Origin of the sequence: Verrucosispora sp. WMMA2121 (assembly GCF_027460185.1) — a bacterium.
Lineage (GTDB): Bacteria > Actinomycetota > Actinomycetes > Mycobacteriales > Micromonosporaceae > Micromonospora > Micromonospora palythoicola.
On record NZ_JAPZBH010000006.1, the window covers coordinates 1,965,601 to 1,987,364 of the forward strand.

21 protein-coding genes and 1 pseudogene are annotated in these 21,764 nt (G+C 72.3%); 11 read left to right on the forward strand and 11 right to left on the reverse strand.

Translation table 11 applies throughout. From position 1 onward, the window contains the following. Positions 1 to 274 precede the first annotated feature (274 nt). A complete protein-coding gene (locus O7605_RS17830) occupies positions 275 to 709 on the reverse strand; it encodes an ATP-binding protein (protein ID WP_164446460.1) in 435 nt (144 codons plus the stop codon). Beyond that, positions 709 to 1,050 (reverse strand): STAS domain-containing protein, encoded by a 342-nt coding sequence (locus O7605_RS17835; RefSeq protein WP_099847876.1) that lies wholly within the window; start codon positions 1,048 to 1,050, stop codon positions 709 to 711. Before O7605_RS17835 ends, O7605_RS17830 begins: the two co-directional genes overlap by 1 nt. Positions 1,051 to 1,283: 233 nt before the next feature. Between O7605_RS17835 and O7605_RS17840 the strand changes: the two genes are divergently transcribed. From O7605_RS17840 to O7605_RS17850, 3 genes are all read left to right on the forward strand, one after another. Next, positions 1,284 to 3,584 carry a DEAD/DEAH box helicase gene (locus O7605_RS17840; protein WP_443083990.1) on the forward strand — a complete coding sequence of 767 codons (2,301 nt, stop codon included), beginning with the start codon at positions 1,284 to 1,286 and terminating at the stop codon, positions 3,582 to 3,584. Between the two features lie 105 nt (positions 3,585 to 3,689). After that, the gene (locus tag O7605_RS17845) at positions 3,690 to 3,896 is read left to right on the forward strand and encodes a hypothetical protein (protein WP_164446462.1); all 207 of its coding nucleotides are present in this window, start codon (positions 3,690 to 3,692) and stop codon (positions 3,894 to 3,896) included. 70 nt (positions 3,897 to 3,966) lie between these two features. Continuing rightward, the gene (locus O7605_RS17850) at positions 3,967 to 4,545 is read left to right on the forward strand and encodes a hypothetical protein (protein WP_269740230.1); all 579 of its coding nucleotides are present in this window, start codon (positions 3,967 to 3,969) and stop codon (positions 4,543 to 4,545) included. Between the two features lie 108 nt (positions 4,546 to 4,653). Here O7605_RS17850 and O7605_RS17855 read toward each other — a convergent pair whose 3' ends face one another. The 5 genes and pseudogenes from O7605_RS17855 to O7605_RS17875 all read right to left on the reverse strand — a co-directional run. Next, positions 4,654 to 5,043, reverse strand: a complete 390-nt coding sequence (locus O7605_RS17855; protein WP_269740231.1) for an Rv3654c family TadE-like protein — start codon at positions 5,041 to 5,043, stop codon at positions 4,654 to 4,656. Positions 5,044 to 5,255: 212 nt separating this feature from the next. Beyond that, the gene (locus O7605_RS17860; RefSeq protein WP_269740232.1) at positions 5,256 to 5,624 is read right to left on the reverse strand and encodes a TadE family type IV pilus minor pilin; all 369 of its coding nucleotides are present in this window, start codon (positions 5,622 to 5,624) and stop codon (positions 5,256 to 5,258) included. Next, positions 5,621 to 5,749: a DUF4244 domain-containing protein gene (locus O7605_RS17865; protein ID WP_205808979.1), complete on the reverse strand. Its 129-nt coding sequence runs from the start codon at positions 5,747 to 5,749 to the stop codon at positions 5,621 to 5,623. Before O7605_RS17865 ends, O7605_RS17860 begins: the two co-directional genes overlap by 4 nt. A 63-nt stretch (positions 5,750 to 5,812) precedes the next feature. Further along, on the reverse strand, positions 5,813 to 6,520 hold the full coding sequence (locus O7605_RS17870; RefSeq protein ID WP_443083991.1) for a type II secretion system F family protein: 708 nt from the start codon (positions 6,518 to 6,520) through the stop codon (positions 5,813 to 5,815). Positions 6,521 to 6,669: 149 nt separating this feature from the next. After that, positions 6,670 to 7,002: pseudogene (locus tag O7605_RS17875) on the reverse strand (type II secretion system F family protein); the annotation flags it as partial. Positions 7,003 to 7,434: 432 nt separating this feature from the next. Here O7605_RS17875 and O7605_RS17880 point away from each other — a divergent pair. Beyond that, the gene (locus O7605_RS17880; protein ID WP_269740233.1) at positions 7,435 to 7,716 is read left to right on the forward strand and encodes a hypothetical protein; all 282 of its coding nucleotides are present in this window, start codon (positions 7,435 to 7,437) and stop codon (positions 7,714 to 7,716) included. 305 nt (positions 7,717 to 8,021) lie between these two features. Here the strand turns inward: O7605_RS17880 and O7605_RS17885 are convergent, their stop codons facing one another. Both O7605_RS17885 and ssd read right to left on the reverse strand, forming a co-directional pair. Continuing rightward, complete coding sequence (locus O7605_RS17885; protein ID WP_269740234.1) at positions 8,022 to 9,221, reverse strand: TadA family conjugal transfer-associated ATPase; 1,200 nt, start codon at positions 9,219 to 9,221, stop codon at positions 8,022 to 8,024. Beyond that, the gene (ssd, locus tag O7605_RS17890) at positions 9,218 to 10,321 is read right to left on the reverse strand and encodes a septum site-determining protein Ssd (protein WP_269740235.1); all 1,104 of its coding nucleotides are present in this window, start codon (positions 10,319 to 10,321) and stop codon (positions 9,218 to 9,220) included. The genes O7605_RS17885 and ssd overlap by 4 nt, the downstream gene beginning before the upstream one ends. Before the next feature lie 262 nt (positions 10,322 to 10,583). Here ssd and O7605_RS17895 point away from each other — a divergent pair, with 262 nt between their 5' ends. Further along, positions 10,584 to 11,471 carry a VHL beta domain-containing protein gene (locus O7605_RS17895; RefSeq protein ID WP_269740236.1) on the forward strand — a complete coding sequence of 296 codons (888 nt, stop codon included), beginning with the start codon at positions 10,584 to 10,586 and terminating at the stop codon, positions 11,469 to 11,471. Positions 11,472 to 11,604: 133 nt separating this feature from the next. Further along, complete coding sequence (locus O7605_RS17900) at positions 11,605 to 12,534, forward strand: hypothetical protein (protein ID WP_269740237.1); 930 nt, start codon at positions 11,605 to 11,607, stop codon at positions 12,532 to 12,534. Between the two features lie 15 nt (positions 12,535 to 12,549). On the opposite strand, the gene O7605_RS17905 is transcribed toward O7605_RS17900, so the two are convergent. Further along, on the reverse strand, positions 12,550 to 13,011 hold the full coding sequence (locus O7605_RS17905; RefSeq protein ID WP_269740238.1) for a hypothetical protein: 462 nt from the start codon (positions 13,009 to 13,011) through the stop codon (positions 12,550 to 12,552). 406 nt (positions 13,012 to 13,417) lie between these two features. Here O7605_RS17905 and O7605_RS17910 point away from each other — a divergent pair, with 406 nt between their 5' ends. Beyond that, positions 13,418 to 14,224 carry an HAD family hydrolase gene (locus O7605_RS17910; protein ID WP_164446469.1) on the forward strand — a complete coding sequence of 269 codons (807 nt, stop codon included), beginning with the start codon at positions 13,418 to 13,420 and terminating at the stop codon, positions 14,222 to 14,224. Positions 14,225 to 14,427: 203 nt separating this feature from the next. Here O7605_RS17910 and O7605_RS17915 read toward each other — a convergent pair whose 3' ends face one another. Beyond that, entirely contained in the window at positions 14,428 to 15,171 is a 744-nt protein-coding gene (locus O7605_RS17915; RefSeq protein ID WP_269740239.1) for an oxidoreductase, read from the reverse strand. A 303-nt stretch (positions 15,172 to 15,474) separates the two neighbouring features. Between O7605_RS17915 and acs the strand changes: the two genes are divergently transcribed. The 4 genes from acs to O7605_RS17935 all read left to right on the forward strand — a co-directional run bounded on the left by acs (position 15,475) and on the right by O7605_RS17935 (position 21,763). Beyond that, positions 15,475 to 17,463, forward strand: a complete 1,989-nt coding sequence (gene acs, locus O7605_RS17920; protein WP_269740240.1) for an acetate--CoA ligase — start codon at positions 15,475 to 15,477, stop codon at positions 17,461 to 17,463. 271 nt (positions 17,464 to 17,734) lie between these two features. Further along, positions 17,735 to 20,140 carry an immune inhibitor A domain-containing protein gene (locus O7605_RS17925; RefSeq protein WP_269742673.1) on the forward strand — a complete coding sequence of 802 codons (2,406 nt, stop codon included), beginning with the start codon at positions 17,735 to 17,737 and terminating at the stop codon, positions 20,138 to 20,140. Positions 20,141 to 20,256: 116 nt separating this feature from the next. Next, on the forward strand, positions 20,257 to 20,742 hold the full coding sequence (locus O7605_RS17930) for a DUF5818 domain-containing protein (protein WP_269740241.1): 486 nt from the start codon (positions 20,257 to 20,259) through the stop codon (positions 20,740 to 20,742). Positions 20,743 to 20,830: 88 nt separating this feature from the next. Next, positions 20,831 to 21,763, forward strand: coding sequence for an alpha/beta fold hydrolase (locus O7605_RS17935; RefSeq protein ID WP_269740242.1), 933 nt, complete (start codon positions 20,831 to 20,833; stop codon positions 21,761 to 21,763). Position 21,764 lies beyond the last annotated feature (1 nt).

Genomic DNA, 21,764 nt, shown 5'->3' on the forward strand with positions numbered 1-21,764 from the left:
ACAACGCGCCGGCCGGTGGAGACGCACCGTCCGGCGCCTGGATGCGAATTCGCAAGCGCGCGCCGATCCACCCGGCGAACCAGCGACTCCACGCCCATCTGTGCTGGCTGCCGGGTGGATCACTTGCTGACAACCCGCGTACTCTAGCCGCCCCCAGTGTTCGAGGTCACACCGAGGTGGCGGCGGGTCTGGATGATCTCCGTCGCTGTGTTATGAACCGAAATCTGATATAGGGACCGGTCCATGGTGATCCGGTCGGCGGGTCCGCGCGAGGTCAGCGGTTGACCGGCCAGACCATCCGTACCTCGGTGCCGACACCCTCGTCGACGGGGCGGACCTGAAGATCCTCGACGAATCCGGCGAGCAGGGCGAAGCCCACTCCGGTGGTCAGGTCGTCCTCGTTGAGCGACTCGTTGGCCAACTGGTCGGCGTCGAGGGCGGCAAGACCGATGCTCGCCTCGATCGGTGCCCGGTCCACCACCCGCACCGCGTACGTCCCCGAGTCGGACATCTCCACCAGCACCGGCTCGGCGAGGCCGTACTGGCGGTGCAGGGCGACCGCCCGGGTGCACGCCTCGCCGATGGCCAGGCGGACCTCGTCGAGCAGATCCTCGCGAACGCCAGCGCGCCGGGCCACCGCGACGCCGACCAGGCGGGCGGTACGCACGTGCACCGGCGCGGGCGAGAAGGAGAGCCGGACGGTGGCCATCACTGACCGGCGCCGGTCGCCGCTTCGACCGTCGGGTACAACGGGAACACCTGGTCCAGCGCGGTGATCCGGAAGATCTTGAGCAGCGGCTCCTTGTCGCAGACCAGGGCGAAGGTGCCGTCCGCGGTACGCAGCCGCTTGAGCGCGCCGACCAGCACACCCAGCCCGGTGGAGTCGAGGAAGTCCACCCGACCCAGGTCGACCACCACGTGCCGGGCCCCGGCGTCGATCAGTTCCAGGAGCCGTTCGCGCAGCCGGGGGGCGGTGTAGACGTCCACCTCACCGCCGACCTCGAGCACCGTGTGCTCACCCACGGTGCGGGTCGCCAGCGACAGCTCCATCCGTCCTCCTCAGGCAGCCGTAAACTCTCTTGGCATCTAACCACTACCCCGGAGTCGGGCCGACGACTCACCGGGGCAGCCCATCCGTACCCGGCACGCCGATTTCCCAACACCCGAACACCAGTGCGAGAGTGCAGGACGTGACCTCGGCAGCCACCGTATCCGCCGGCAGCGGCCCCGAGCGCCCGACCGACGCCGTTACGGCCGGCCCACCGCTCGCGTCGCCCGGGGAGTTGCTGCGCCGGTTACGCCAGCGTCATCCCGCCGATCCGGTCACCCACGTCGAGCGGGTGCCGCCCCGGATCGGGGTACCGGCACCGTGGCCGTCCTGGGCGCCGGAGGAGCTGCGCGCGGCGTACGCCCGGCGCGGGGTGACCACGCCGTGGCGGCACCAGGCCGAAGCGGCCGGCCTGGCGTACGACCGCCGACACGTCGTGGTGGCCACCGGCACCGCGTCCGGCAAGTCCCTGGCGTACCAGCTGCCGGCGCTGGCCACGCTGCTCGCCGACCCGCGCGCCACCGTGCTCTATCTGGCACCGACCAAGGCGCTGGCCGCCGACCAGTTGCGCGCCGTCGCCGCGTTGGAGATCGACGGCGTCCGCCCGGCCTGCTACGACGGCGACACCCCGCGAGCCGAGCGGGAGTGGATCCGGCGGCACTCCCGGTTCGTGCTGACCAACCCCGACATGCTGCACCACGGCATCCTGCCCGGCCACGCCCAGTGGTCCGGCTTCCTGCGCCGGCTGGCGTACGTGGTGATCGACGAGTGCCACGTCTACCGGGGCGTGTTCGGCTCACACGTCGCCCACGTACTGCGCCGGCTGCGCCGGCAGTGCGCCCGGTACGGACGCGCCGACGGACCGACGTTCGTCCTGGCGTCGGCGACGTCGGGCGATCCGGCCTCGGCGGCCGACCGGCTGACCGGCCTCCGAGTGACCGCCGTCACCGAGGACACCTCACCGCGCGCCGGGGTCACCTTCGCCCTCTGGGAGCCGCCGCTGCTCCCGCCGGACCCGTCGACCGCCGGGTCCGGCGAGCCCGGGCCCGAGCTGACCCAGGTACGCCGGTCGGCGCTGCGGGAAACCGCCGACCTGCTCGCCGACACCGTCGCCGCCGGGGTACGCACGCTGGCCTTCGTCCGCTCCCGCCGGGGCGCCGAGGTGGTGGCGACCAGCGCCCGGCGCAGCCTCGACGAGGCGGTGCCCGGGCTCGGTGACCGGGTGGCCGCGTACCGGGCCGGCTACCTGCGCGAGGAGCGTCGCGAGTTGGAGCGGGCGCTGCTGCACGGCGAGCTGCTCGGGCTGGCCTCGACCAACGCCTTGGAGCTGGGAGTCGACCTGATCGGGCTGGACGCGGTCGTGATCTGCGGTTATCCGGGCACCCGGGCGTCGCTGTGGCAGCAGGCGGGCCGGGCCGGGCGCTCCGGCCAGGAGGCCCTCGCGGTGCTGGTGGCCCGGGACGACCCGCTGGACACCTACCTGGTGCACCATCCGGAGGCGGTCTTCGGGGCACCGGTGGAGGCGACCGTGCTCGACCCGGCCAACGCGTACGTGCTCGGTCCGCAGCTGGCCTGCGCGGCGGCGGAGGCCCCGTTGACCGCGGCCGACCTGGAGCTTTTCGGCGACGGCACCAAGGAGGCCGTGGCGGCGCTGGTCGAGGCGGGCGCGCTGCGCCAACGGCCGACCGGCTGGTACTGGCGGCATCGGGAACGGCCCGAGGTGGATCTGCGCGGCGACGGTGGCGCTCCGGTCTGCGTGGTGGAGGCGGCGACCGGCCGGCTGCTCGGTACGGTCGACGGCGGCTCGGCGCACTTCCTGCTGCACCCCGGCGCGGTCTACCTGCACCAGGGCACGTCGTACGTGGTCGACTCGCTCGACCTCGACGACGGGTGCGCGCTGGTGCACCCGGAGGAGCCGGACTGGTCCACGCACGCCCGCGACGTCACGTCACTGTCGGTGGTCTCGGTGCGTTCCTACGTGGACGCCGGACCGGTCGGGCTCTTCCTCGGCGAGGTGGACGTGACCAGTCAGGTGGTCTCCTACCAGCGGCGACGGATCGCCACCGGCGAAGTGATCGACACCCGCCCGTTGGACCTGCCGGCGCGCGAGCTGCGTACCGTCGCGGTCTGGTTCACCCTCTCCCCCGGGTCGCTGATCGACGCGGGGGTGCCGCCGGCCGACGTGCCGGGAGCGCTGCACGCGGCCGAACATGCCGCCATCGGGCTGCTGCCGCTGATCGCCACCTGTGACCGGTGGGACATCGGCGGGCTATCCACGGCGGTGCATCCGGACACCGACGCCCCGACCGTCTTCGTCTACGACGGCCATTCGGGGGGTGCGGGCTTCGCGGAGCGGGCGTACGGCATGGCCGCGTCCTGGCTCCGGGCCACCCGCGACGCGATCGCCGAGTGCGGCTGCGAGACCGGCTGCCCGTCCTGCGTGCAGTCACCCAAGTGCGGCAACGGCAACAATCCGCTGTCCAAGCCGGACGCGATCCGGGTGCTCGACGTGGTGCTCACCAATCTGCCGCAGTGACCGGCCGGGTATAAAAACCGGGGCCGCCGGGCAATGATGGTGGGAGCGCTTCCATAGAGCGTTGTGCTTGCCGTTCACCGTCAGTGCCAGCATGGAGGAGAGGCCGTGGCCGACACCATCGCCGAGACCGTCGACCTGCTCTACACCATCGATCAGGAGAAGCTCGACGTCAACCAGCAGATCGCGCTGGGGACCGCGCTCGCCACCCTGGCCCAGGCCGAACGGCTGGATCAGATCAACGAACGTCTGCGCACCATCCATCTGCTGTTGACCACCATGACGCACCGGTCGGGCGTGGACGGCGTCCGCTGACCGGCGGACCCTGCACGCAGCCGTTGTCCGACTGTGCGACACTCCGGCGCACCACAATCGAGGAGTTCTCATGCAGCTCGACAGCTTGCAGGCCCAGCAGCAGTTCCACATCCGTCAGCGGGTGCGGTTCATGGTCAACCAGTACGAGGTGCACAGCGTCGCGCCGGACGGTTCCGAGGGCGGGCTGCTGGCGTTCGCCCAGCAGAAGCGGCTCGCCTTCAAGGAGCAGGTGACGATCTACACCGACGAGTCCAAGCAGCAGCCGCTGCTCGGCTTCAAGGCACGCCAGCGCCTGGACCTCGGTGCCACGTACGACGTCACCGACCACGCCGGCAACCCGATCGGCCTGTTCCGGAAGGACTTCGCGCAGTCCCTGCTCCGCTCGACCTGGCACGTCGAGCAGGGCGGTCTGCCCAACGTCACCGGCCAGGAGCGCAGCATGCCGGTGGCACTGCTGCGCCGTTTCGTCGAGTCGCTGTCCTGGCTGCCGTACCACTTCGACTTCGTCGCGGACGGGCAGCCCGTCTTCTCGGTGGTCAAGAAGTGGGGTCTGCGCGACCGGTACGTCGTCGAGATCCAGAACCCGCAGATCGACCGTCGCCTGGTGATCGCCATGGCCGTCGCCCTCGACGCCCTGCAGGGCCGCTGACGCCGATCCTGACCTCGGCGATCCATCTGGCCCCGGGCCGGCCCGCTCGACCACCACGCCGAGCGGGCCGGCCCACCACCGCCCCAACCGCTCGCGGCCGGTACCCGGTCAGCCGCGCAGCGGGCCGGCCCGGCTGGTGGCCCTGGCAGTCCGGGTCATTCCCGGCAACGGGCTCACCATCACCTCCGTGGTGACCAGCACGTCCAGCCCGTCGATCCGGCACCACACCAGCCGGGCAGCGTTCGCGGCGACCAGCTCCGCCGCCCGGGCGCACGCCACCGGCGCGTCCTGAAGGACCCGTGCCGCACCCGCGAGGGCACCGAGATCGGCGGCCACCAGCGCCTGCTGACGCGCCACCCGGGCGGCTCCCACCCCCGCACCGAACAGGCCCGCCACGACGAACAACAACCCCACCCCCAGCAGGCAGATCGTGGCTCCACCCCGCTCACCACCCCGGGCCGCCGGCCACCACCAGCGGGGCGATGGACTGGGCGGCAAGGTAGCCGGTGGCCGGCGGGCCGGCAGACCGGTCCGTGGCGCGAACCGGCCGCACCAACGGCCGAAACCACTCAGCGCCCCCGCGCCCGGACTTCCCCGCCGGGCCGGCCCGCCCGGCTTCCTGCCGAGCGGTAGCTTCCACCCGGCACACGGTCCACGGGAACGCAGGCCGCGTCCCTGGGGGGCGGCGGCCGGGCGAGCTGCGACGGCGCTCACGGGTGTGGCTCCGGCGCACCCGGTTCGACCGCCGCGACCGCCGTGGCCACGACGCTGATCGCGGGCAGGTCGGCGCCGAGGGCGCGGACGGAGGCGCGGACCGTCACCCGGACGAGGTCGCCGTCCGAGACGACGACCACCTCGGCACCGGCCGGGGCCTGCCGGCGGCCGGCGGTGGCGCCCGGCTCACCCCGGGAGGCGGCGAGCGCCGCCTCCCGGGCCGCGTCCAGGCACGCCGCCTTGGTGCTCACCGCGTTGATCGTGGTCAGCCCGGTGAGCAGGAGCAGCACCAGCGCCGGCAGGCCGGCCGCCATCTCGGCCGTGAACGATCCCCGGTCGTGGCCGGCCGGCCGGCGCCGGGTCACTTCAGGGCCCGGTCGATGACGGCCGTCAACGCGGACTGCACACCGTCGGAGGTCAGCACCTTGAGCAGGACGCCGCCGAAGGCCACCGCGGCGAGCGTTCCGACCGCGTACTCCGCGGTGTTCATTCCGGCGTCCCCGCGAAGGCGGGCGAGGATTCTGCGCACGTGTTCGTCCTTTCTCGTTGGGTTTCACAGCACGTCGCCGAGGACAGCGACGATCACCGGCACCAGACCGGCGAGAATGAAGGCCGGCAGAAAGCACAGGCCCAGCGGCAGCACGATCAGCACGCCGGCACGGCGCGCAGCCGCCTCGAGCGCGACGGCGCGATCAGCTCGCAGGTCGTCGGCGAGCCGGGTGAGCGCCCCGGCCAGGGCGGCGCCACTGCTCGCCGAGCGGATCGCGGCGGTGGCCACCCGGTGCGCGCCCGGCACCTCCGCCAGATGTGCCCACGCCTCGTGGGGCCCACCGCCGAGTTGCAGCGTCCGGCCGACCCGGGCGAGTTGTCGGCCCAGCGGCCCGCCCAGCGCGTCGGCCACGGCGAGCAGCGAGCGTTCCACGGGTGCCCCTGCCCGCAGCGCCGCCGCCAGCAGGTCAGCGGCGAGCGGTAGGTCGGCGGTGGCACGCAGCCGGCGACGACGCACGGTCGGCGGCTCGATCCGGCGGAGCAGCCGGTCGAGCAGCACCGCCGTGGGCAGCGCCGCCACCGGTCCGGCCCAGCCCTCGATCAGCACCGCCGCCGCCAGGCCGGACAGCCCGGCGGCCAGCCGGACGACGTCCAGTCCCCACCGATTCGTATCCCGCGACGGGGTCGTCGAGGCCGGTGCCGAGGCTTCGTCAGGTGACCCGTCGCGCTGGGCGGCCGGTCTCCCTCCGCGGGACGTCGTCCACCCGGGCAACGACCGCCGGAACCGCTGACCCACCCGGCCGGACCTCGACTGTCCGGACAGCCGACGCAGCCGGCGTCGGGGCCGGTACCGGCCGACCGCGAGCCCAGCGACCAGTACGACGCCGGCCAGACCGCCGGCGACCAGCTGCGTCCCGGACATCAGCTGCTCCCGGCGGAGGTGGCCGAGAGTCGCTCCGCCCAGAGCAAGCCGATCACCTGAAGGCCCACGGCGGCGACCGCGCACGCACCACCGACCGGAGTGTGCAGCAGCACCTGGAGGGGATCCACCCCGATGCCGTAGCCGAGGCCGATCCCGCCCAGCGGCAGGGCGGCCAGCAACCAGGCGGTCGCCCGGGCACCCGACGCCTGGGCCGTGGCCGCCGCCAGCCCTCGGTCCGTCGACCGGGCGTCGGCCTCGATCCGCTCCACCAGATCGGCCAGGGGCGCCCCCGTACGCTCGGCCAGCCGTACCGCGGCCCCGGCCAGTCGCCCGAGCCGATCCTCGGCGGGACCGGGCATGGCCGGACGCGGTAGCTGCTCGGACCCGACGGGCCGGCAGTCGTCGGCGACGGTCTCACCCGGCGCGACCGGGTGGGCCGCCGGCGTGATGCCCGACAGCGAGTTCGTCAGCACCTGCGCGGCCACCGGCACCGGCAGACCCACCCGCAGGTCCCCGGCCAGGGCGCACAACTGATCCAGCCGCTCCCGGCGGTCGCGGACGGCCCGGCCCTGGGTCACCCGGCGGCGCATCGCCCGCACACCCAGTACGCCGTAGCCGGCCAGGGCCACCGCCGCCACCGGACCGGCCAGCAACTGACCGATCCCCGCGCCGAACAGGCAGGTCAGCACCAGAACTAGCCGCGGTGTCGCCACTGACGCCGCCGGTCGCGTCGCCCGAGGTGCCCGCTGATCGGTCTGCGCGCGATGCTCGAGCGGTATTCGCAGGTCGGCCGGTACCCGATGGCCGGTCTGATCGTGGTGGCCGGTCTGATCGTGGTGGCCGGTCTGGTGACGGTGGTCGATGTCGCCGCTGGCGGTCTGATCCTCGTCCGACAGCCGTATGCCGGTTCCCCGTGCCGTCCGCTCCGCGACGGCGGATGCCCCTCCCGGTACGACAGCACCGGCTACACCACCGGGCCGCCCCGGCCGCCGACTTCCGCGCGGCCCCGGCGGACGGGAGGGGGTCGGTACTGTTGGCGGCCCTGACCTGGGCCAGCCGATCGGGGACCCCGCTGGCCTCGACGGCTGAGCTGCACGCCACGCAGGCGCCGCCTCCGTTGTCGCCGGCCACCCGACACCGGTCGGCTCCGGGCTGCGCCAACCCCGGCCACGCAGGCTCTCGCCGTCCCGGTGACCACCCGCCTCACGCAGGGCGACGATCCACGCGACCAGCGGATCGTCGGCCGCCTTCCCGCCGTCCCCGGACCCGGACAGGGCACGTCGCCCGCGCATCCGGTGGGTCAGGGCGACAAGGACCGGCAACACCGACATCGCCCACCACCACGCGCCACTCATGACGACACCGCCGACGCGGGCCAGGGCTCGCACAGAATCGGCGGCACCGGCACGTCGCGGTTGCGGATCAGCGTGCCGAGCGCCCGGGCCGCCAGCCCGATCCCCCGACCACGAATCCACGCGGGGACCGCGGTGACCAGCCGCTCGGGTCCTTCCGGCAACAGCAGGCAGATGGAGTCCAGCATGCGGCCCTGCGGGGTACGGCGAATCTGGAACACCACCTGAAGCGCCGCCGCCACCTGGGCGTGCAGCGCCGGACGGGGCAACCCGCCGAGCAGCCCGAGCGCCTCCAACCGGGCCGGTACGTCCGACGGAGTGTTGGCGTGCAGCGTCCCCGCCCCGCCCTCGTGACCGGTGTTCAGGGCGGCCAGCAGGTCGACCACCTCCGCGCCCCGGCACTCGCCGACCACCAGCCGGTCCGGTCGCATCCGCAGCGCCTGCCGGACCAGCTCGCTCAGGCCGACGGCACCCGAGCCCTCCACGTTGGCCGTTCGTGTCTGCAGGCCCACCACGTGCGGGTGCACCGGTCGCAACTCGGCGGCGTCCTCGACCAGCACGATCCGCTCGGTCGTCGGCACCAGACCGAGCAACGTGTTCAACAGGGTCGTCTTGCCGGAGCCGGTGCCGCCGATCACCAGATAGGCGAGCCGGGCCGCCACCACGGCGGCGAGCACCGGCGCCACCGGCCGGGCCACCGCGCCCTGGGTCACGAGTTCGTCGAGGGTGAACGGCCGCTGCCGGAAGGTACGCAGCGACAGGTAGGGCCCGTCGGTCGCCACCGGCGGTAGCACCGCGTGCAGCCGCGTACCGTCGGCCAGCCGGGCGTCGACGCACGGATAACCGTCGTCCAGCCGACGACCGGCTCCGGCCGCGAGCCGCTGCGCGAGTCGACGGACGTCGTCGGGCGTGCCCACCGGCACCGGTACCTGGTGCAGACCCTGCCCCCGGTCGACCCACACCCGCGCCCCGTTGACCAGTACGTCGGTCACCTCGGGGTCGGCCAGCAGCACGGCGAGCGGGCCCGCGCCCACCAGGTCGTCACGGACCCGGTCGGCGATCCGCAGCAGGGCGTTGTCACCGAGCACGGCGGCGTCGGGCTCGGCGCGTACCGCGGAGACGATCGCGGCCGGGGTCACCGGCGCGGTCGTCGCGGCGATCCGCTGCCGTACCCGGGCCGCGAGGTTCTCCCCGGTCATGCCGCACCCGCCGCAGGCTGTCCGGTGAGTTCGGTGACGATCCGCTGGCAGAGCTCGGCCAGCGGGCCGCGCCCACCGGCCGCCGGGGCTTCACCCCGCTCCAGCCCACGGCACAGCCCCGGTTCGGGCCGTAGCGAGCCGGCCAGCGGCAGGCCGAGTGCTCTGGCCACCTCGGTTGCCCGCAGCCGGCCGGGAGCGGGCCCCCGGACGATGACCGACAGGTCACGACAGTGCGGGGCGACCGCCGTGACCACCCGGGCCGCGGCAGCGGTCGCCCGCAGTTCGGCGGGTACGACCACGAACGCGCGGTCGGTGGCCTGAAGCGCAGTCACCGCGGCGTCGTCGAGTTGCCGGGGCAGGTCGACCACCACGAGGTCCCGGCTCCGCCGGGCGGCGTCCAGGGTGGCGGCCACCGCCTCGGCCGGCACCGCGATCAGGTCGCCACGGTCCCAGGAGAGCACCACCAGATCGCCCCGGCTGGGCAACGCGCGGACCAGGGCCGGTGCGTCGACCCGTCCGTCGGCACCGGTCAGCGCCGGCCAGCGCAGCCCTTCCAGCTGCTCCCAGCCGAGCACGAGATCCAGGCCACCGCCGAGCGGATCGGCGTCGAGCAGGAGGGTACGCAGCCGTGCCCGGGCGGCGGTGACGGCGAGTCCACCGGCGAGGATGCTGGCACCGGCGCCACCCCGACCACCGACCACCGCGACCATCCGGGCGTGCGCCGGGGCCCCGCCGTCGCTGACGCAGTCGGCGAACCGGTCCACCAGCCACGGCTCGGCCGCCGGCAACACGGCGACGTGTTCTGCGCCGAGCAGCTCGGCCACCTGCCAGCCGGACTCGACGTCGCCGGACCGTCCCACCAGGACGAGTCGGCTTCGTCGGGGTAGCCGCGCCCGCAGGCAGGGCTGTGCCTGGTCGCTGCCGACGAGGACCAACGGGGACGGCCGCCAGCGGGTGCGGGCGGCCGCCGGATCGGCGGCGACCTCCACCTCGACGCCGCCCGCGGCAGCGAGCCGAAGCAGGTCGTCGAGCAGGTCACCGTCCGAGGTGACGACCAGCGGCAGGCGCCGGTCCGGCGGGACGGAGGTACGGGATGGCATCGCGGCCTCCAGGCGGTCGGCGCGGGTTCACTGGGTCGAACCCTGCCGCCACGGCCACCCCGGCTGCCGCCCCGGACGGCGGTCCTGTGGACAACGAAGCGTTCTGTGGACAACGCCCACAACGGTCGTTGATCTGTTATACGGACGGGCCGCCATCGCACCTGTCTCGACCCGCACCACCCATGGCGGGACGTGACGCGCACCACGCATAATCGACGTCCTGTGCCGTCGGCCGAACGGCATTGCTCGCCGGATCGAGGTCATGACTCAGTCGCCAGATCACGAACAGCCCCGTGTCGAGCCGAGGCTGCGGGTCGGCCCCTGGCTGTTCGACCCGCGTTCCCGCGCCAGGCAACTGTCGGCGCGTCCGGTTCCGCGCGCACTGCCGCCGGCACCGGTCGCAGGCGACGGCCGACCGGTCACCGAACCCCCGCCCGTACGCGAACCGACCGTCGCCTTCGAACCCGCCCGCCGCGCTTCCGGCCGAATGTCGCACCGGCTGATGCTCGCTGGCCTCGCCGCCGCCGTGCTCGGTCTCCTGGTCACCACGCTCTGGCCGGCGGCCGAACCCCCGACCGTCGCGGCGCCGGACGTGCCGTCGGACTGGATCCCACCGCAGCCAGGCGGCCCGGGATCCAGTCTGGAGGGTGTCGCCTCCGCCGATGCGCTGTCGCCATCCGCACCGGCAGCCTCGTCGTCCGTCGGCGGGGTCTCCTCCTCCCGGCCGCAACTCAGCCGGCGGGCGACACCGGTCCCGTCGGCCACCCGTCCTGCCTCACCGACCGTGCCGCCCAGGCCGAGTGCCCGACCGACCCCCACGCCGAGCCGGTCGGCAGGCCCGCCACCGACCACCCGACCGCCCGAGCCGGCGCAGCTGACCCCGCTACCGGCGTGGCGGGAACATGGTCTGCGCTCGGTCAGCGGCGGCAGCGAGACGAGCATCGAGTTCGTCAACCTCCGCTCACGATCGGTGATCGTGTACTGGCTGGACCACCGCGGGCACCGGAGGCAGTACGCCGTGCTGCACCCGGATGAGTCGTACCGGCAGCACACGTACGTCGGTCATCCCTGGGTGGTGACCGACCGGCGTGGTCGCGCCCTGGTCTGCTTCGAACCGACGCGTACCTCCGGCCGAGCCGTGATCAGGTGACCCTGGTGCGACCGACTGCCATGCGTAGCGCCCGGTGAGGCTGTCCGCTGGGTGACAGCACCATGGCGGAGCGGCGGGACGCGCCTACGCTTGGCGCACCTTTCGCCGGCCACGCTCCGGAGGGAGCCGTCCCATGCCATCCATCCTCGCCACAGCACTGCTCACGGCCGCCCTGACCGCCGCACCTACAGCCGCCGTGTCCCCAGCCCGCACCGACTACCGCGCGGTGGACCTCGGCACACTCGGCGGCGACAGCAGCTACGCCACCGCCATGAACGACCGCGGTGACGTGGTCGGCCGGGCCCAGGGCGCGGACGGCGTCTACCGCGGATTCCTCTGGCGCAACGGCCGGATGATCAATCTCGGCGACTTCAGCCCGACCGACGTCAACGACCGGGGTCAGGTCGTCGGCGTCCGCGACGACGGCTCCGGCGCGTACGTCTGGCATCGCGGCGTGCTGCGGCCGCTGGGCGGCCAGTCCGGCCGGCCCGTGGCGATCAACGACCGCGGCCAGGTCGTGGGCCACACCGACGCCGGCCCTGTCCTGTGGACGAACCGCCGTCCCCGGCCATTGCCTCTCGACGACGTGTCCGACATCAACGAGCGCGGCCAGGTCGCCGGCGGGGTGTCCGTGCCAACCGGCTTCCACGCCGCCCGGTGGCACCGTGGCCGGGTCACCGACCTCGGCGCTGGCCCCTTCAACCGCAGCAACACGTACGCCCTCAACGACCGTGGCTGGATCATTGGCTGGCAGTTCTCGGCGGAGCAGTCCGAACGCGGCATCCTCTGGCGACACGGACGCGCCCTGGACGTCGGTACCCTCGGCGGCAGCTTCACCCGGCTGCGGGCAATCAACAACCGTGGCGAGATCCTGGCCAGTTCCCAGGCCACCGACGGAAGCGAACGCCCGGCGCTGTGGCGGCGCGGCGTGCTGCACGACCTCAGCCTCGCCGGGATCAGTACGGCGGGCGAGGTCGTCGACCTCGATGACCGTGGCCGTATCGCCGCCTCGGTCCGCCCGGTCTGGGGTGTGAGCCGCGCGGTCGTCTACCACCCGCGTTGACGGAACCAGTCCGGGCTACTGCGGTGACGCTGGGCTAGACCGAACCGTCTTCAGCCTGCGCTGGGCGACCAGGACATAGGCCGCAGTAGGACCAAGCACAGCACCCGCGCCGCCCCCGCACGCCAGCAACGTGCCGGCAACCGTCGGCTTGTCGGTAAGTACCGCGATGCCGGCCACGTAGAGCATCGCCAGCACTGCGGCGACGGCGAACGAGACAAGCAACTTCACGGACAGCCGTCCGCCTCTCGAGGCGATCTCACCGGTCCAGCCCGCCGGCACGAACAGCAGCGGCACCAGGGCGATGCCCAGACACGCCATCGAAGCGCACAGTACCGGCCCGGCGAGCGGCCCGCCCAGATCCCCAGTGGTGCTGGCCGCGTAGACGAGCAGTCCGGCATAGATGACGGGCGTCTGCGCCACGAACACCAACCAGGCGACAAAGGCACCGGCGGCGTGATGGCCAATCGTTCTGCTCATGGCACCTCCCCGTGCGACAGCTTCGCGAGGGTATGCCACTCGACAGACACGGCTTTACCTGGGCCGCGACGGGAGGGAAAGGGACGACCCCCGTCGGGGGGAGACGGGGGTCGTCGGAGGTTCGGCTCCGGGGGGGTCGAGCCGAACCCGCTCAGCGGTCACGGGGGGTGCAACCGCCGAGAGTCTGCCGGTTGTACGAGATATGAATGCCTGTGCTGTAACCAAGTCTGCCTGAGCGGACCTGTGTACGTCGAGTGGTGTAGCCTCCACTCCCTGCGAAATCCTGTTCGCTGGGTGTGACCACGGTCACTGTTCGCAGGCGGGTGGGGGTCGGCCCGCAGGCCCGAGCGCTCTTCAGCCCCCGGGCACCCGCCGACGATAGACCATCGGGCTAGACTTTCGCGCCGTGGGCCGAAGTGCCGCTTTCTTCGATCTGGACAAGACCGTCATCGCCAAGTCGAGCGCCTTGGCGTTTGGCAGGCCGTTCTACCGGGACGGCCTGATCACTCGGCGTGACGTGGTCAAGTCGGCGTACGCGCAGCTGATGTTCCGGCTGGGCGGCACCGACGAGCAGACCATGGCCCGGACCCGTGACTATCTCGCCACCCTGTGCAAGGGGTGGCCGGTGGAGCAGGTCCGTCAGATCGTCGCGGAGACGCTGCACGAACTGATCAACCCTTACGTGTACGCGGAGGCCGCCGCGCTGATCGAGGAGCATCAGGCCGCCGGCCGGGACGTGGTGCTGGTTTCCGCCTCGGGCGAGGAGATGGTGCGCCCCATCGGCGCGCTGCTCGGGGTGACCGACGTGATCGCCACCCGGATGGGCGTGGTCGACGGCCGGTACAGCGGCGAGGTCGAGTTCTACGCCGCCGGTCCCAGCAAGGTCGAGGCGGTCAGCGAACTCGCCACCGCCCGGGACTACGACCTGGCCGACTCGTACGCCTACTCCGACTCGTACAGTGATCGCCCCTTGCTGGAGTGCGTGGGGCATCCGTCGGTGGTCAACCCGGACCGGCAGCTGCGCCGGCTGGCCGTCGAGAACGCCTGGCCGGTGCTCGAGTTCCGGCACCCGGTGCCGCTGGGCCGGCGACTGCGCGAGCGGCCCGCCGTGCCGGTCGCCGCGGCGGCGCTCGGCGTCGGTGTCGGGGTGGCCATCGGCATCGCCTGGTACGGCCGGCATCGCCGCACCCGCGCCTCCGCCTCGCCGGCCTGACCGCGCACCCTCGGGCTCCCCTACCGACGCCAAAGCCAGGAGGCCGCACCCCGACAGGCGACGCCGAAGCCAGGAGGCCGCACCCCGACAGGCGACGCCGAAGCCAGGAGGCCGCACCCCGACAGGCGACGCCGAAGCCAGGAGGCCATACCCCGGCAGGCACGGCCAGCGGCACCACCAGCGGACGGATCGTCGGTACGCGCTCAGGCGGCCAGGATCTCGTCGCCGATCGCGGTGAGCTGGTCGGCGCCCACCTCGACGGCCGACATGTAGTGGCGGAGCCAGGATCGCAGTCCGTCCGGGGTGCCGGTGGCGAAGGCACCGGCCGCGCCCACGTACTCCGGTTCGCGTTCCCGGTGCCCGACATCGACGGCGAGCAGGCCGCGTGGGTCGAATCCGGTGGAGAGCAGCACGAGACGGGCCGCGCCCCGGGCGACCACGCCCGACGGGCCGGCGAACGGGCGCAGGTTGAGCAGTTCACCGTGTACGACCGCGGCCAGCACGAGCGGAGTGACCCGGGTGCCGCCGGCCACCAGGGCGGCCAGGGCGTCGAGCCGGGCGGCCACCACCGGATCGTCGACCGGGCGGCCCAGCGCGGTCTCGGCGACCACCTCGCGGGCGGCGAGCACGTGCAGCTTCGCCAGCACCTGCCGGGGGGCCTTCGGCCAGAGTTCACTGAGCCCGGGCAGGGCGCCGGCCACCCGCAGCGCACCCTGGAGCACCGGTTCGGTGACGGTGCCGGCGCGTACCGTCTCCCGCTCGTGGTGGTGGCCCTCCAGCCCGGCGCTGGCCACCGCGGAGCGCAGGCTCACCTCGGCGGCGACCTGGCCGCCGTGGCGCCGCAGCGCCCGGTGGCCCAGTGCCTGGTCGAACCGGTCGCGGGCCCGCTCCACGGCGGCGGCGATGTCGGCGAGGTCGAGCAGCGGCGCGAGCGGATCGGCGGTCACCCCGACACGTTAGCGACGATGCCTGTCGTCCCGGGCGCGAGTCACCGGCAACGCGATCCCCGCCACCCCGTGCCGGCCGTGAGGAGTCGACCTGCCCTGCACCTCGGCGCGTCGGAGGGGCCGTTGAGCGACGGGCGCGTCGGGGATCGGTCGCCTCGCTCGGCCGCCGCGACTAACCTGCCCGGGAGAGACCCAGGTCACCCGAACGACGAGGAGTCACCGCATGAGCGAGCGTCAGCGAGCGAATCATCAACGCGGCGCGCTGGTGCCTCATGGCGGCACGGAGCGAAGCGGAGTGCCGGCATGAGCGAGGCATTGGCCAATCTGCTGAACGAGACGCGCCAGTTCCCGCCGCCGGCCGAACTCGCCGCCGACGCCAACGTCACCGCGGACGCGTACGCCGAGGCGGCGGCCGACCGGCTCGCCTTCTGGGAGCGCCAGGCGTCCCGGCTGGCGTGGACCAGGCAGTGGGACGAGGTGCTGGACTGGTCCCGGCCGCCGTTCGCGAAGTGGTTCGTCGGCGGGCAGTTGAACGTGGCCTACAACTGTCTCGACCGGCACGTGGAGGCTGGCCGGGGCGACAAGGTGGCGATCCACTGGGAGGGCGAGCCCGGCGACAGCCGCACCATCACCTACGCCGACCTGCACCGGATGACCTGCCAGGCGGCGAACGCGCTCACCGACCTCGGGGTGACCGCCGGTGACCGGGTGGCGATCTACCTGCCGATGATCCCGGAGGCCGCGGTCGCGATGCTGGCCTGTGCCCGGATCGGCGCCACGCACAGTGTGGTCTTCGGCGGCTTCTCCGCCGACGCGCTCACCAACCGGATCCAGGACGCCTCGGCGAAGGTCGTCATCACCGCCGACGGCGGGTACCGGCGCGGCAAGCCGTCCGCGCTCAAGCCGACCGTCGACGAGGCGGTGGCGAACTGCCCGTCGGTCGAGCACGTCCTGGTGGTCCGGCGCACCGGCGAGGAGGTCGGCTGGTCCGGCCGGGACCACTGGTGGCACGAGACGGTGGAGCAGGCGTCGGCCGAGCACACCCCGCAGCCGTTCGACTCCGAGCACCCGTTGTTCATCCTCTACACCAGCGGCACCACCGCCCGCCCGAAGGGCATCCTGCACACCACCGGCGGTTACCTGACCCAGGCGGCGTACACCTCGTACGCGGTCTTCGACCTGAAGCCGGACTCCGACGTCTACTGGTGCACGGCGGACATCGGCTGGGTGACCGGTCACTCCTACATCGTCTACGGCCCGCTCGCCAACGGGGTGACCCAGGTGATGTACGAGGGGACCCCGGACACCCCGCACAAGGGCCGCTTCTGGGAGATCGTCGACCGGTACGGGGTGACCATCCTCTACACGGCACCGACGTTGATCCGCACCATGATGAAGTGGGGCGAGGAGATTCCGGCCGAGTACGACCTCTCCTCGCTGCGGCTGCTCGGTAGTGTCGGCGAGCCGATCAACCCCGAGGCCTGGATGTGGTACAGGCAGCACGTGGGGCGGGGCGAGCTGCCCATCGTGGACACCTGGTGGCAGACCGAGACCGGCAGCATGATGATCTCACCGCTGCCCGGGGTGACCGCCGCCAAGCCGGGCTCGGCGATGACTCCGCTGCCGGGCATCGTCGCGGACGTGGTGGACGACCAGGGTCAGTCGGTGCCCAATGGCGGTGGCGGTTACCTCGTGCTGCGCGAGCCGTGGCCGTCGATGCTGCGCACCATCTGGGGAGACGACAACCGGTTCATCGAGACGTACTGGTCGCGGTTCGGCGCGGGGGCCGGTGGCGACGGCCCGTGGATCTACTTCGCCGGTGACGGCGCGAAGAAGGACGACGACGGGCACGTCTGGCTGCTCGGCCGGGTCGACGACGTGATGCTGGTGTCGGGGCACAACATCTCCACCACCGAGGTGGAGTCGGCGCTGGTGTCGCACCCGTCGGTGGCGGAGGCGGCCGTGGTCGGCGCCACCGACCCGACCACCGGGCAGGCGATCGTCGCGTTCGCCATCCCCCGGGGCAGCACCGAGATCTCCGGCGAGGCCGGTGAGCAGCTCATCGCCGATCTGCGCAACCACGTGGCGAGGACGCTCGGCCCGATCGCCAAGCCCCGGCAGATCATGCTGGTGCCGGAGTTGCCGAAGACCAGGTCCGGGAAGATCATGCGCCGGTTGCTGCGGGACGTGGCGGAGAACCGGTCGCTGGGCGACGTGACCACGTTGCAGGATTCCTCAGTGATGGACCTGATCGCCTCCGGCATGAGCGGCGGCAAGTCCGACGAGGACTGACGACAGGCGTACGCCCGAAAGGAAAGGGTGGCGGTCCGGCATCGGACCGCCACCTTCGTCATGTTCCCGCACGTCAACCGGGGTCGGGATGTGACAGTGAAAACGCCTACCAACAAAAAGGTGCAACAAATTTTGGCCACAACTCTTCTCACCAGCCTCGGGAGTGCCTAGGTTCACCACTGGCCCCATTCACGGGGGCCTCTTTCACCGACCCGCAACCCCCGACGGGTCGGTTCCCTCAATCCGGAGGTACCACGTGCGGAAAGTCGCAGTGGGTCTGCTCGGGCTCTCCTTGACGGCGACAGGACTGACGGTCGGCACATCCGCCGCCGCCGCGCCACAGCCGGAGAACCCGGCGGCCGCCCCGTCCATCGCGGAGCCCGCCCACGCCGAACACGACCTGCCGAACCCGCTTGAGGCCAAGCGCCGCGCCCTGCGCCAGGAGGGCCTCAGTGAGGTGCTCTCGGGCCGAGCCAAGGCCGAACGGATCAACGGCAGCACGGTGGTCAAGGTCGGTGAGCGGGCCGCCCGCGGCGGTGCGGCCGGTCGCAACGCCAAGACCACCAAGCGCGGCCGAGGCCCCACCGAGAAGCAGTACGTCGAGCTGTCCCGGGAACAGACCGACCAGATCTTCGTGATCCTCGCCGAGTTCGGCAACGACCGGCACCCGAACTACCCGGACCAGGACACCGACCCGGACATCCCCGGCCCGACGAAGTTCGACGGTCCGCTGCACAACGAGATCCCCGAGCCGGACCGGTCGGTGGACAACTCCACCGTCTGGCAGCCGGACTACGACGCCGACCACTACCGGACGCTCTACTTCGGCACCGAGCCCGGTGACGAGTCGGTCAAGCAGTACTACGAGGCCCAGTCCTCCGGCCGGTACAGCGTCGACGGCGTGGTCACCGACTGGGTGAAGGTCCAGTACAACGAGGCGCGCTACGGCCGCTCCAGCGGCTACCCCTGCGAGGGGATCGTCTGCAACAACGTCTGGGCGCTGGTGCGCGACGCCGCCAACCAGTGGGTCGCGGACCAGAAGGCGGCCGGGCGGACCGACGAGGAGATCGCCGCCGACGTGCGGGCGATGGACGAGTGGGACCGCTACGACCACGACGGTGACGGCGACTTCAACGAGCCGGACGGCTACATCGACCACTTCCAGATCGTGCACGCCGGTGGCGACATGGCCGACGGCGACCCGATCCAGGGCGAGGACGCCATCTGGAGCCACCGCTGGTACGCGTACGCCTCCGACCAGGGTCGCACCGGGCCGTCGAACTTCCCGGCGGGCGGTACCCAGATCGGCGACACCGGCGTCTGGATCGGCGACTACACCATCCAGCCGGAGAACGGCGGTCGCAGCGTCTTCTACCACGAGTACGCCCACGACCTCGGCCTGCCGGACGACTACAACGTCATCAGCGGCGGCGACAACAACAACGAGCACTGGACGCTGATGGCCCAGAGCCGCCTCGGCGCCAAGCACGACGGTGGCATCGGCGAGCGCGGCGGCGACCTCGGCGCCTGGAACAAGCTCCAGCTCGGTTGGCTCGACTACGAGGTGATCGTGGCCGGGCAGAAGCGGACGCTGACCCTCGGCCCGCAGGAGTACAACACCAAGCAGGCCCAGGCCGCCGTGGTGGTGCTGCCCGAGCGGGAGTACACCTTCGACAACGGCGCGCCGTTCGAGGGTGACAAGCAGTTCTTCTCCGGCAACGCGGACGACCTCAACAGCACCATGACCCGCACGTTCGACCTGACCGGTAAGTCGACGGCGACGCTGTCGATGAAGGGCCGCTACAGCATCGAGGCGGACTACGACTACCTGTTCTTCGAGACCTCGGTCGACGGCGGGCAGACCTGGACGTCGCAGAACGGCACGGTCGACGGCGAACCGTTGAAGGAGATCTCCCCCGGCCGGTTCGCGCTGGACGGCAGCTCCGACGACGAGTGGGTCGACATCGAGATTCCGCTGGACCAGGTGGCCGGGGACAGCGTCGCGTTCCGGTTGCGTTACCAGACCGACGGCGGTGTCTCCGAGGGCGGCTTCTTCGGTGACGCGGTCACCCTCACCGCCGACGGCGAGACCGTCTTCACCGACGGTGCGGAGTCCGACGGGGACGGCTGGACGTTGGCCGGCGGGTTCGAGGTGGTCGAGGCGACGTACACGCGGAGCTTCGCGAACTACTACATCGCCGGCACCCGGCAGTACATCTCGTACGACAGGTACCTCAAGACCGGCCCGTACTTCTTCGGGTACCAGAACACCAAGCCGGACTACGTGGACCACTACGCGTACCAGGAGGGGCTGCTGATCTCGTACTGGAACACCCGGTGGGCGGACAACGACACGTTCGCGCACCCGGGCGAGGGCCGGAACATGATCATCGACGCCCACCCGCGGCCGATCTACAACCTGACCGGGCAGCCCTGGCGGGCCCGCATCCAGGTCTACGACGCGCCGTTCAGTCTCAAGAAGGCGGATTCGTTCACGCTGCACCTCAACAGCCAGCCGCAGTACATCCGGGGGCAGGCCGCGCAGCCGCTGTTCGACGACACCAAGAAGTACTGGTTCCCGGAGCTGCCGAACCACGGCGTGAAGCTCCCGGCCACCGGCACCAAGATCAAGGTGTTGAAGCAGAACGGGATCTACACCAAGGTCCGCTTCTCCTGATCCGGCAGACCGACGACGTGGTGCCCCGGGCAGGTCAGCTGCCCGGGGCACCACCCCTTTCCGCACCGGCCACGACCGGAGGGGAACCGTCGCGTCGCCGCTCACGTCATACCCACGTGCCCACCACGATCCGTACCCGAGCTTCGGCGGCCGGCCTCGTCGCGCTGCTGGCCCTCGCCGGGTGCGGCGAGCCGGACGGAGGCACCGTGACCGCCGACCAGCGACCCACCGCGACAGCCGACCCCACCGGGGCGGGCGACACCACCGCCGACAGTGCCACCGGGCAGCCTCCCGTCGGGCGCACCGGCGGAACCCGGTCGCCCACCGAACCGCCGCTGATCGGCAAGCCGACCGCACCACCGAGCCATCCCACCGAGCTACGCAAGGCCAATGTCCTGGCCGGCCGGCTCAGTCGGGGTGGCAGCGGGCCCTGCTACACCCTGGTCACCGACGACGGCCGGGAGTACGCGCTGCACGGCACCGACAAGGGCACCTTCGCCACCGGCACCTGGGTCCGGGTGACCACCGCCCCGGCGACTGCCGAGGTGGACTGCGGCCCCGGAATCCCGGTCAGCATCCTCAAGATGAGCCAGGTCGGTTGACCGTCGGCGCCGTCGTGTCGGATCGGCCGGGCCACCGCGGCGACGGCACCGGCCAGGCGAGCGGCATCGGGGCCCTAGGCTGTCGGGCATGACCGAGCAGCGTGACGAGGCCGTCGACGAGTCCTGCGTACTCACCGAGGGGCCGTGGACGCACCGGTTCGTGGGTGCCAACGGCAGCCGCTTCCACGTCGTGGAGGCCGGTACCGGGCCGATGGTGCTCTTCCTGCACGGCTTTCCCGAACACTGGTGGGCCTGGCACCGGATGCTGCCGGCGGTCGCCGACGCCGGTTTCCGCGCCGTCGCGATGGACCTGCGGGGCTACGGCGCCAGCGACAAACCACCCCGGGGGTACGACGGCTACACCCTCGCGGCCGACGTCGCCGGCCTGATCCGGGCGCTCGGCGAGCGCTCGGCCACCCTGGTCGGCACCGGCGCCGGCGGCATGATCGCCTGGACCGCGGCGTCGTTCCACCCCAACCTGGTGCGGCGCCTGGTGGTGCTCGGCGCCCCGCATCCGCTGCGGCTACGGGCCGCCATCTTCGCCGACCCACGCGGTCAGTTCGCCGCGTCGACCCCGGCGCTGCGATTCCAGCTGCCCCGGTACGAACACCTCCTCACCCGCGACAACGGCCGCGCGGTGGAGGAGATCCTGCGCCGCTGGGGCGGGCACCGCTGGGTCACCGGCGCGGACTTCGCCGACTACGCACGGCGCTACCGGGAGGGCATGCGGATCCCGCAGGCCGCCTTCTGCGCGCTGGAGGGCTACCGGTGGGCGTTCCGGTCGGTACTGCGGCTGCACGGCTACCGGTTCGTGAAGCTGATGCAGCGACCGCTCGCCGCGCCCACCCTGCAACTGCACGGGGCGCGGGACGTGGCGGCGTTGCCGCGTACCGCCCAGGGCTCCGGGCGCTACGTCAGCGCGCCGTACGAGTGGCGGCTGCTCGACGAGGTCGGGCACTTTCCCCACCTGGAGATGCCGGAACTGGTGCTCGGCGAGGTCCTCCGCTGGGCGAAGTCCTGAG